This is a genomic window from Microbacterium sp. K35, assembly GCF_004794375.1.
GTDB classification, from domain to species: Bacteria; Actinomycetota; Actinomycetes; order Actinomycetales; family Microbacteriaceae; genus Microbacterium; species Microbacterium sufflavum.
Genome location: NZ_SSDM01000161.1, coordinates 19,352 through 30,413, shown reverse-complemented (window position 1 = coordinate 30,413; position 11,062 = coordinate 19,352). Strand labels below are relative to the sequence as shown.

At 72.3% G+C, this 11,062-nt stretch carries 9 protein-coding genes and 1 riboswitch; of the genes, 7 read left to right on the top strand and 2 right to left on the bottom strand.

Features of this window, described 5'->3' with window-relative positions; genetic code table 11:
• The first annotated feature begins 162 nt into the window (after window positions 1-162).
• Window positions 163-1,533: an NADP-specific glutamate dehydrogenase gene (gdhA, locus tag DW299_RS05910; RefSeq protein WP_136036015.1), complete on the top strand. Its 1,371-nt coding sequence runs from the start codon at window positions 163-165 to the stop codon at window positions 1,531-1,533.
• 63 nt (window positions 1,534-1,596) lie between these two features.
• Here gdhA and DW299_RS05905 read toward each other — a convergent pair whose 3' ends face one another.
• Window positions 1,597-2,199, bottom strand: coding sequence for a gamma carbonic anhydrase family protein (locus DW299_RS05905; RefSeq protein WP_136036014.1), 603 nt, complete (start codon window positions 2,197-2,199; stop codon window positions 1,597-1,599).
• Between the two features lie 34 nt (window positions 2,200-2,233).
• A complete protein-coding gene (gene mfd / locus DW299_RS05900; RefSeq protein ID WP_136029105.1) occupies window positions 2,234-5,800 on the bottom strand; it encodes a transcription-repair coupling factor in 3,567 nt (1,188 codons plus the stop codon).
• Between the two features lie 88 nt (window positions 5,801-5,888).
• Between mfd and DW299_RS05895 the strand changes: the two genes are divergently transcribed.
• From DW299_RS05895 to ribH, 6 genes are all read left to right on the top strand, one after another.
• Window positions 5,889-6,452, top strand: coding sequence for a GNAT family N-acetyltransferase (locus tag DW299_RS05895; protein WP_136029102.1), 564 nt, complete (start codon window positions 5,889-5,891; stop codon window positions 6,450-6,452).
• Between the two features lie 51 nt (window positions 6,453-6,503).
• The gene (locus tag DW299_RS05890) at window positions 6,504-7,367 is read left to right on the top strand and encodes an Fpg/Nei family DNA glycosylase (RefSeq protein WP_136036013.1); all 864 of its coding nucleotides are present in this window, start codon (window positions 6,504-6,506) and stop codon (window positions 7,365-7,367) included.
• Between the two features lie 74 nt (window positions 7,368-7,441).
• A riboswitch (FMN riboswitch) is annotated at window positions 7,442-7,586 on the top strand.
• 65 nt (window positions 7,587-7,651) lie between these two features.
• Window positions 7,652-8,695, top strand: coding sequence for a bifunctional diaminohydroxyphosphoribosylaminopyrimidine deaminase/5-amino-6-(5-phosphoribosylamino)uracil reductase RibD (gene ribD / locus DW299_RS05885; protein ID WP_136036012.1), 1,044 nt, complete (start codon window positions 7,652-7,654; stop codon window positions 8,693-8,695).
• Complete coding sequence (locus DW299_RS05880) at window positions 8,695-9,324, top strand: riboflavin synthase (RefSeq protein ID WP_136029096.1); 630 nt, start codon at window positions 8,695-8,697, stop codon at window positions 9,322-9,324. Before ribD ends, DW299_RS05880 begins: the two co-directional genes overlap by 1 nt.
• Entirely contained in the window at window positions 9,321-10,589 is a 1,269-nt protein-coding gene (gene ribA, locus DW299_RS05875; RefSeq protein WP_136029095.1) for a GTP cyclohydrolase II, read from the top strand. Before DW299_RS05880 ends, ribA begins: the two co-directional genes overlap by 4 nt.
• The gene (ribH, locus tag DW299_RS05870) at window positions 10,586-11,059 is read left to right on the top strand and encodes a 6,7-dimethyl-8-ribityllumazine synthase (RefSeq protein ID WP_136036011.1); all 474 of its coding nucleotides are present in this window, start codon (window positions 10,586-10,588) and stop codon (window positions 11,057-11,059) included. The genes ribA and ribH overlap by 4 nt, the downstream gene beginning before the upstream one ends.
• The last annotated feature ends 3 nt before the right edge of the window (window positions 11,060-11,062 follow it).

The window sequence follows — 11,062 nt, the reverse complement described above, 5'->3', positions numbered from 1 at the left end:
ACGGGCGGCAGGACTGCAGAACACCGGCTGAGCCGCGGCCGCCCGTCGCGTGGCGCGGGGCCCACGGGCGCCGACGCTAGAGTGAGAGCTCGGCCCAACCGGCACCGCCCTGACGCGACACGATCGCCAGCACCCCATCCCCCACCAGAAAGTCCTTCCCGCGTGACCGTCACGACCACTGCCGACTTCCATCCGCTCGCCGACTCCGTGCAGCCCGTGTTCGACACGGTGCTCTCCCGCAGCCCGCACGAGCCGGAGTTCCACCAGGCCGTGCACGAGGTGCTGCACTCGATCGCCCCCGTGCTGGAGCGCCACCCGGAATACGTCGACGGCGGCATCCTCGAGCGCCTGGTCGAGCCCGAGCGGCAGATCCTGTTCCGCGTGCCGTGGGTCGACGACGCGGGGAAGCTGCAGGTCAACCGCGGCTACCGCATCCAGTTCTCCTCCGTGCTCGGCCCGTACAAGGGCGGACTGCGCTTCCACCCCTCGGTGAACCTGTCGATCATCAAGTTCCTCGGCTTCGAGCAGATCTTCAAGAACGCGCTCACCGGTCAGGGCATCGGCGGCGGCAAGGGCGGCTCCGACTTCGACCCGCACGGCAAGTCCGACGCCGAGGTCATGCGCTTCTGCCAGTCGTTCATGAACGAGCTGTACCGCCACCTCGGCGAGCACACCGACGTCCCCGCGGGCGACATCGGCGTGGGCGGCCGCGAGATCGGCTTCCTGTTCGGCCAGTACCGCAAGGTCACCAACCGCCACGAGTCGGGCATGTTCACCGGCAAGGGCACCGGCTGGGGTGGGGCCGAGGTGCGCACGGAGGCCACCGGCTACGGCGCCGTGTTCTTCGCGCAGGAGATGCTCGCCGTCCGCGGCGACTCGCTGGCGGGCAAGCGCGTCGGCATCTCCGGCTCCGGCAACGTCGCCCTCTACGCGATCCAGAAGGCCGCGCAGCTCGGGGCGACCGCGGTCACCGCCTCCGACTCCTCCGGCTACGTCGTCGACGACGCCGGCATCGACCTCGACCTGCTGCGTCAGCTGAAGGAGGTCGAGCGCGCCCGCATCGTCGAGTACGCCCGCCGCCGCCCCAGCGCACGGTTCGTCGAGGGCGGCAGCGTGTGGGAGGTGCCGGTCGACATCGCCGTGCCGTCCGCCACGCAGAACGAGGTGAGCCTGGCCGACGCCGAGGCGCTGATCGCCGGTGGTGTGCAGGCGGTCTCCGAGGGCGCCAACATGCCGTGCGTGCCCGAGGCCGTCGAGGCGTTCCAGCGGGCGGGTGTGCTGTTCGCCCCCGGCAAGGCGGCCAACGCGGGCGGTGTGGCCACCTCCGCACTGGAGATGAGCCAGAACGCCTCGCGCCAGCGGTGGACCTTCGCCGACAGCGAGAGCAAGCTCCGTGAGATCATGGCGGATATCCACGGCGCCGCGTTCGACGCCGCGGAACGGTACGGGGTTCCCGGCGACTACGTCGCGGGGGCCAACATCGCAGGATTCGAGAGGGTCGCCGCTGCCATGCTCGCGCAGGGCGTCATCTGACATCGAGCCGGCGAAGCCGGGCATCGGCGGGGTGCTCGGCTTCGTCTCTGCGCGCCCGCGCGGCTACGGACCGACGGGGCGGTCGTCGGCGTGCCGCGCGAGGGAGCTCCCGTAGCGCTCGGTGAGCTGCACCATGAGGTCGGGGGTGTCCCGGTCGACCCCGAACACGTGCCCGGGGAAGTCGAGCTCGGGCTGCGCCGCCGCGATCTCCTCCGCCCGGTCCGGCGAGAGCAGCTGCACCGGATCGCCGACCGCGACCCATCCGATCGGCACGACCGTCCCCTCGGGCAGCACCGCGCGCCGGTGCACGATCGCGTTGACGCGCACCTCGCAGCGGCTGCCCACCAGAGCACCGTTGAAGATGCGGGCGCCCGAGGCGAAGAACACCTCCTCGCCCACGGTCGCGCCGGCGATGCTCGCGAGCGTGCCGACGAGGGTGTGGTCGCCGATGTGCACCGCGTTCGCCGCGGTCGCCCTGATCAGCGCGTTCTCCATCACGATCACGTGTGCGCCGAGCGTGATCGGGCCGCCCTCGGCGGTGATCACGGCGCCGTGCAGCACCTGGCAGCCCGGACCGACCTCCACATCGCCGGAGATCACGGCGGTGGGGGCGACGACGGCGGTGTCATGGATGCGGGGGCGAGCCCCGAGGTGCTCGTACAACATGCGGCCAGACTAGCCCCGGGGCCCCGGCCGTCCGCTACGGGGTCGTGGCGGGTTCCGGGAAGATCGCGGTGAACAGCTGGCCGACCCACTCCAGCAGCTGCGCGTCGGGCAGCGGCTCCACACCGACGCCGACGGCCGCGGCGACGGTGGGCATCGGCACCACCAGCGCCTCTCCCCCGGCCACGAGCTTCGCCTTCGGGTAGAGCCGCTGCAGTCGCACCTTGATGGAGTCCTCCAGCCGCGCCGGGGCGATGCGGAGGTTCGACCCCATCGCCACCACGTCGGTGAGCCCGGCGCGGGCGGCCCTGCGGCGCAGTCGCGCGATCGCGAAGAGCCCGGCGACCTCTTCCGGCGGGGTGCCGTAGCGGTCGATGAGCTCCTCCTGCACGAGGTCGATCGCATCGTCCTTGGCGGTCGCGGCCGAGGCGGCGGACAGCTTCTGGTACGCCTCCAGGCGCAGGCGCTCACTGTCGATGTAGTCCTCGGGGATGCGCGCGTCCAGCGGCAGCTCCAGTCGCAGCTCCTGCCCCGTCTCGACCTCTTCGCCGCGGAACGTCGCGACGGCCTCACCGATCATGCGCAGGTACAGGTCGAAGCCGACGCCGGCGATGTGCCCCGCCTGCTCCGCGCCGAGCAGGTTGCCCGCCCCGCGCAGCTCCAGGTCCTTCAGCGCCACCTGCATGCCCGAGCCGAGGTCGTTGTTGACCGCGATGGTCTGCAAGCGGTCGGCCGCGGTCTCGCTCAGCGGCTTCATGTCGTCGTAGAGGAAGTACGCGTAGGCGCGCTCGCGTCCGCGGCCCACGCGTCCGCGGAGCTGGTGCAGCTGGCTCAGGCCGTACTTGTCGGCGCGGTCGATGATGATCGTGTTGGCGTTGGAGATGTCGAGGCCGGTCTCGATGATCGTGGTCGAGACGAGCACGTCGAACTTGCGCTCCCAGAAGTCGTCGACCACCTGCTCCAGCGCATGCTCCCCCATCTGCCCGTGCGCGACCGCGATGCGCGCCTCCGGCACGAGCTCGGCGAGCTGGGCCGCGATCCGCTGGATGGACTGCACGCGGTTGTGCACGAAGAACACCTGGCCCTCGCGCAGGATCTCGCGCCGGATGGCGGCGGCGATCTGCTTGTCGCTGCGCGGCCCGACGAACGAGAGGATCGGGTGCCGGTCCTCCGGCGGCGTCGCGAGCGTGGACATCTCCCGGATGCCGGTGACCGCCATCTCCAGGGTGCGCGGGATCGGGGTCGCGCTCATGGCGAGGATGTCGACGTTGGTCTTCATCTTCTTCAGCGCGTCCTTGTGCTCCACGCCGAAGCGCTGCTCCTCGTCGATGATCATCAGGCCGAGGTCCTTGAACATCACCTGATCGGTGAGGATGCGGTGCGTGCCGATGACCATGTCGACCGTGCCGTCGAGAAGGCCCTGCAGCGTCAGCTTCGCCTCCTTGTCGGTCTGGAAGCGCGACAGCGGCCGCACCTTCACCGGGAAGCCGGCGAAGCGCTCCGTGAACGTCTCCAGGTGCTGCTTCACCAGCAGCGTCGTCGGCACGAGCATCGCGACCTGCTTGCCGTCCTGGATGGCCTTGAACGCCGCGCGCACCGCGACCTCGGTCTTGCCGAAGCCGACGTCGCCCGACAGCAGCCGGTCCATCGGGATGGGCCGCTCCATGTCGGCCTTGATCTCGTCGATGGTCTGCAGCTGGTCATGGGTCTCGGCGAACGGGAACGCCTCCTCCAGCTCGCGCTGCCACGGGGTGTCCGGACCGAACGCGTGCCCCTTGGCGCTCATGCGCGCGGAGTAGAGCTTCACGAGCTCGACCGCGATGTCGCGCACGGCTTTGCGGGCCTTGCCCTTGGCCTGCGCCCAGTCACTGCCGCCCATCTTCGACAGCGTCGGGGCCTCACCGCCGACGTACTTGGAGAGCAGGTCGAGCTGGTCCGTGGGGACGAAGAGCTTGTCACCCGGGTAGCCGCGCTTGGACGGGGCGTACTCCAGCACGAGGTAGTCGCGCACGGACTTCGCGGCGTGGCGGCCGCCCGTCGACACCTCGCGCTGCGTCATCTCCACGAAGCGGCCGATGCCGTGCGTGGCGTGCACCACGAAGTCGCCCTGCTTGAGCTGGAGGGGGTCGACCACGTTCTTGCGGCGCGAGGCGAGCTTCTTCACCACGCGCTGGTCGCCGCCGATCGTGCGGCCGTAGAACTCGTTGTCGGTGAGGACGGCGAGCTTCGCCTCCGGCACCTGGAACCCCGCCTCGACCGCACCGGTCACGAGCGTCGCGACCCCGGGGTCGGGGGCCTCGGTCAGCGACTCCACCGCGCGGGCCGCGATGCCCCGGTCGGACAGCACGTCGCGCGCGCGGTCGACGAGCCCGTGTCCCGTCGCGATCACCACGACGCGCCACCCGTCGGCGACCTTCGCGTCGACGAAGGCGATCGCCCCGTCGACGTTGCCGTGGAACGACGGGATGACCGCCGACGCCTCGACGCTCTCCGGGTCGGCGTCGCCGATGCCGAACGGGCTGAGCCGCCACCACACGCCGCCGCGGTCGCGCACCACGTCGCGCAGGTCGGCGACCGTGAGGAAGTCGCCCGCGCCGAGGTCGATGGGAGCCGAGGCCCCGGAGGTCGCCGCGCTCCACGCGGCGTCGAGGAACTCGCGGTTCGTGTCGCCGAGGGTGATCGCCCGCGCGGTCGCCCGCTCGGGGTCGACCACCGCGGTCGCGCTGCCGGGCGGCAGGTACTCCACGAGCGACTTCAGCGGACCGGCCACGGCGGGCAGCAGCGACTCCATGCCCTCGACCGGGATGCCCTCGGCCATCTTCTCGAGCATGCCCGCGATGGCCGGGAACCCGCCGATCAGCGCGCGCGCCCTGTCGCGCACGTCGGCGGTGAGCAGCAGCTCGCGGCTGGGCGGCAGGTCGACCGCGGGGACGTCGCCGGGGAGCGAGCGCTGATCGGCCACGGAGAACGCCCGGATCTGGTCGATCTCGTCGCCGAAGAACTCCACGCGGTAGGGGTGCTCCGACGTGGGAGGGAACACGTCGAGGATGCCGCCGCGCACGGCGAACTCACCGCGCCGCGACACCATGTCCACGCGGGAGTATGCGCGTTCGACCAGCTGCTCCGCGACGTGGTCGAGCTCGTGCCCCCGGCTGCCGACGGCGAGGTCGAGCGGGGCGATCTCGCCCAGGTTGCCGGCGATCGGCTGCAGCGCGGCGCGCACGGAGGCGACGACCACGAGGGGGTGGTCGCCCGACCACTCGGCGATGCGGCGCAGGGTCTGCAGGCGCTGCCCGACGGTGTCGGGGCTCGGGCTCAGCCGCTCGTGCGGCAGGGTCTCCCATGCCGGGAACGTGAGCACCTCGGCATCGGGCACGTAGGCCGACATCGCCGCGGCGAGCGTCTCGGCCCGGCGCCCGGTCGGCACCACGGCGAGCAACGCGGCGGGGTGCCCGGCCGCGGCGCGCTTGGCGAGGAGCCCGGCGAGCGTGGGCGCATCGAGGCCGTCGACCAGTCCGAGGTCGGCGTCGGTATGCGCCCAGGCGAGAGCGTCACGAAACAGAGACGCCTCTTCCAAGGCGCGCAGAATCCCCGGAACAGTCACCGGACAAGCCTAATCGCGCCCACCGACACCGCGGTCGACGTCCCCCTCGCCGACCGGGCGACCGGCTCGGCCGTCCTAGGCTGGAGGGATGCCTCCGGTCACCCTCACCACCGCCCGCCTCGTCCTGCATGCCCCGACGGAGGCGGACGTCGACGCGATCACCGCGGCCTGCCAGGACCCGGAGATCCCCCGCTGGACGACCGTCCCGAACCCGTACTTCCGGCAGGACGCGGAGGACTTCGTCGCGCTCGTCGCCGACTGGTGGGCGGACGGCTCCCAGACCGTGTGGGGCATCTTCGCGGACGGCGTGCTCGTGGGCGTCATCGGCCTGCACCACATCGCGGGCCACGCCGCGGGTGGCAGTGCCGAACTGGGCTACTGGATGGTCGCGGACGCCCGCGGGCAGGGCTACCTGACCGAGGCGGCCCGCGCGGTGCTGGACTGGGGGTTCGCCGAGCTCGGGCTCGCGCGCATCCGCTGGCAGGCCGTGGTGGGCAACGTGCCGTCGGCACGGGCCGCCCGCGCCCTCGGCTTCCGGTTCGAGGGCACGCAGCGCCAGGCCCTCACGAGTCAGCGCGGCCGCGACGACGGCTGGGTCGCCGGGCTGCTCGCCACCGACGACCGCACCCCGGTCGAGTGGCCGGTGCTGTGACGGCTGCCGGCGAGGCGTGACAGCGTCGGAGGCCGGTGACAGGATGGCTGCATGCCCGAGATGCCGGAGGTCGAAGGACTCGTCGCGTTCCTCGGCGAGCGCGCGGTCGGACGCACGATCACCCGCGCGTCGGTCTCGGCCATCGCGGCGCTGAAGACGTACGACCCGCCCATCACGGCGCTCCACGGCGCGGAGATCACCGCGTCCGCGCGGCTGGGCAAGTTCGTCGTGCTGTCGTGCGGTGCGGAGCTGCACCTCGTGTTCCACCTGGCGAAGGCGGGCTGGCTGCGCTGGTACGAGACCCTGCCGACCACGCTCATCAAGCCGGGGAAGACGCCCATCGCCCTGCGTGTCGCGCTCGACGACGGCAGCGGGTTCGACCTGACGGAGGCCGGTACGAAGAAGTCGCTCGCGGTGTACGTCGTGCGCGATCCGCAGGAGGTGCCCGGCATCGCCCGCCTCGGTCCCGACCCGCTCGACCCGGCCTTCACGCGGGCGGACTTCGCCGGCCTGCTGGAGGGGCGGCGCATGCAGATCAAGGGGCTGCTGCGCGACCAGGGCGTGATCGCGGGCATCGGCAACGCCTACTCCGACGAGATCCTGCACGCCGCACGCATGTCGCCCTATGCGATCGCCGCGACGCTCGACGACGCCGAGGTCGACCGGCTGTTCGCGGCGATGCAGGAGACGCTGCGCGAGGCGGTGGCCGCGGCCTCCGGGAAGCCGCCCGCCGACCTGAAAGACGCCAAGCGCCGCGGCATGCAGGTGCACGCGCGCCGCGGTGAGGCGTGCCCCGTGTGCGGAGACACCGTGCGCAGCGTGTTCTTCGCCGACCGGTCGCTCGAGTACTGCCCCACGTGCCAGACGGGCGGCAAGGTGCTCGCCGACCGCCGCCTCTCGCGCCTGCTGAAGTGAGATCGGCGCAGTGCGCGCCGATTCATGCCACGGAATGAAATCGCGCCGACCGTGTTGAGTACACTCAGAGCAGCAACGTGCTCCGGGGTCGGTGGGAATCCGAACCGGCGGTGACAGTCCGCGAGCGTCTCGAGTGATCGGGATGCCGATCCGGTGGAACTCCGGGACCGACGGTGATGCGAGGGTGACCTCGCTAGTCCGGAAGGGAGGCAGCACGAGGCGCACGCGTGTGCGTCCGTTCCGCCACCCCTGCGAGAGCCCCGAGGCCGCAGAGAGGACGACGGATGGCAGTGACCGCGATCGAGCAGCGTGCGATGGACCGTGCGCTCGAGCTCGCCGCCCGCGGCCCCCGCGGGGTCAACCCGCAGGTGGGCGCCGTGCTCCTCTCCCCCGCCGGTGAGGTGCTGGCCGAGGGATGGCACCGCGGCTCCGGCACCGCGCACGCCGAGGTCGATGCGCTGTCGAAGCTCTCGCCGGGTGCCGCGCGCGGGGCGACCGCGGTCGTGACGCTCGAGCCGTGCAACCACACCGGCCGCACGGGTCCCTGCGCCGTGGCTCTCATCGAGGCCGGGGTCGCCCGCGTGGTCTACGCCCTCGACGATCCGGGCGAGGTGTCCGGCGGCGGGGCCGAGCGGCTCCGCGCCGCCGGGGTCGACGTGGAGTCGGGCGTGCGCGCCGCGGAGGCCGAGGCGCTGATCGCCTCCTGGCTCACCGCGAAGCGCCTGGGCCGCCCGCACGTCACGGTCAAGTGGGCGCAGAGCCTCGACGGCCGTGCCGCCGCGGACGACGGCTCCAGTCGATGGATCACCGGCCCCGAGGCGCGCGCCGACGTGCACCGCCGTCGTGCCGAGGCCGACGCGATCGTCGTGGGCACCGGCACCGTGCTGGCCGACGACCCGGCTCTGACCGCGCGCGACGGTGACGCCCTCCACCCGCGGCAGCCCGTGCCGGTCGTGATCGGCGCCCGCGCGACGCCCGCACACGCGGCGGTGCACCGGCACCCGCACGCTCCCCTCTTCTACGACACCCGCGAGCTGCCCGCGGTGCTCGCCGACCTGCACGATCGCGGCCACCACAGCGTGTTCGTGGAGGGCGGGCCGACCCTGGCCAGCGCGTTCGTCGCGGCGGGACTCGCGGATCGCGTGCTCGCGTACGTCGCACCGGTGCTGCTGGGCGGGGGCCGCCTCGCGCTCACCGACATCGGCGTCTCCCGCATCGACGAGGCGCGCCGGCTGACCGTCGAGGAGTGGGTGCCGCTCGGCGCCGACCTCCTGGCCGTCGCCCGCTTCACAGACCCCCACGCCCCCGAGCAGGAAGGTGCCTGGTGATGTTCACCGGAATCATCGAGGAGATCGGCGAGATCACGGCGATCGCGGAGTCCGGCGACGGCTGGCGGCTCACCGTGCGCGCGCCGAGGGCCGCGGCCGACGCCGTGCACGGCGAGTCGATCGCGGTGTCGGGCGTGTGCCTGACCGTGGTCGACTCGACCGCCGACACGTTCGACGCCGACGTGATGAAGCAGACGCTCGACGTCGCCGCGATCGGATCGGCCGTGGTCGGCACGCGCGTGAACATCGAGAAGGCGATGCCGGTGGGCGCGCGGCTCGGCGGGCACATCGTCCAGGGCCACGTCGACGGCACCGGCGAGGTGCGGGAGGTGCGGCCGGGTGCGCAGTGGAGCGTGCTGCGGATCGGCCTGCCCCACGATCTCGCGCCGCTCGTGGTCGACAAGGGCTCCATCTCGGTGGACGGCACCTCGCTGACCGTGAGCGCCGTGAGCGCGCCCGACGAGGCGGCGCCGTGGTTCGAGGTGTCGCTCATCCCGGAGACGCTCGCCGCCACCACGCTCGGCACCCGCGCGGTCGGCGACCGCGTGAACCTCGAGACCGACATCCTCGCGCGGCACGTCGAGCGTCTGCTCGCGTTCCGCGCCGCACCGGAAGGGGGCTCGCGATGAGCCTGTCATCCATCCCCGAGGCCCTGGAGGCGCTGCGCGCCGGACGGCCGGTCCTCGTGGCCGACGACGAGAACCGCGAGAACGAGGGCGACGTGGTGCTCTCGGCGGAGCTGGCGACGCCCGAGTGGGTCGCGTGGACCGTGCGCTGGTCGTCCGGATTCCTGTGCGCGCCCATGCCCGCGGACCTGGCCGATCAGCTGAACCTGCCGCCCATGGTCGCGGCGAGCGAGGACGCCCGCTCCACCGCGTACACGGTGAGCGTGGACGCCGCCGACGGCGTGACCACCGGCATCAGCGCGAGCGACCGGGCCCGCACCCTCAACGTGCTCGCGAACCCCGACTCGACCGCGACGAGCATCATCCGCCCCGGGCACGTGCTGCCGCTGCGCGCGGTGGACGGCGGTGTGCGCGAGCGCAGCGGCCACACCGAGGCCGCCGTCGAGCTGATGAAGCTCGCGGGTCTGCGACCGGTCGGCGCGATCGCCGAAGTCGTGGCGGAGGACGGCAGCATGATGCGGCTGCCGGGACTGATCGAGCTGGGCGCGCGTGACGGTGTGCCCGTGATCACGATCGAGCAGCTCATCGCCCACCTCAACGAGATCGACCCCGCGGGGGCGACGCCGGCCGCGCACCGCGGTCGCCGGGTGAGCCTGCGCGCCGACGCGACCGTGCCCACCGAGCACGGCTCGTTCCGGTTCCTCGCCTACAAGGATCGCGTGACCGGCACCGACCACATCGCGGTCGTGTCGGGCGAGCTGAGCGAGACCGCCCTCGTGCGCGTGCACTCCGAGTGCCTGACGGGCGAGGCGTTCGGGTCGCTGAAGTGCGAGTGCGGCCCGCAGCTCGACGCCGCGCTCGACGCGATCGAGCAGGACGGCGGGGTCGTGGTCTACATGCGCGGGCACGAGGGGCGCGGCATCGGGCTGATCAACAAGCTCCGCGCCTACAGCCTGCAGGAGGACGGCCTCGACACGGTCGATGCGAACCTCGCGCTCGGGCTGCCCGCCGATGCGCGCGACTACGCCGCCGCGGCCGGCATCCTCGCCGACCTCGGCGTGTCGAAGGTGCGTCTGCTGACCAACAACACCGACAAGGTGAACCAGCTGCGCGAGCTCGGGCTCGACGTGGTGGAGCAGGTGCCGCTGATCGTGGGCGTCGGCCCGAACAACCACCAGTACCTGGAGACCAAGCGTGACCGGATGGGTCACATCATCGGCGAGGCAGAGCTCGCCCAGGCCCTCGCGGCCGGGAAGGACGAGGAATGAGCGGCGCAGGAGCACCGAAGACCGGGAGCATCGACGGGCGGGGACTGAAGGTCGTCGTGATCGCCGGTACGTGGCACGAGACCATCTCGAACGGACTGATCGCGGGCGCGCAGCGGGTGCTCGACGAGGCGCAGGCGTCGCACACGCTCGTGCGGGTGCCTGGCTCGTTCGAGCTCGCGGTGGCCGCGCAGGCCGCGTTCGCCGGAGGTGCCGATGCGGTGGTCGCGCTCGGCGTGATCATCCGCGGGGGCACCCCCCACTTCGAGTACGTGTCCGCCGCGGCCACCGACGGTCTCACCCGGGTGTCGCTCGACGCAGGGCGACCGGTCGGCTTCGGCCTGCTGACCCTCGACGACGAGAAGCAGGGCCTGGACCGCGCGGGTCTCGAGGGCTCGAAGGAGGACAAGGGCGCGGAGGCGGCGGACGCTGCGCTGCGCACGGCCCTCGTGATCCGGGAGCTGCGCGGCTGAGGT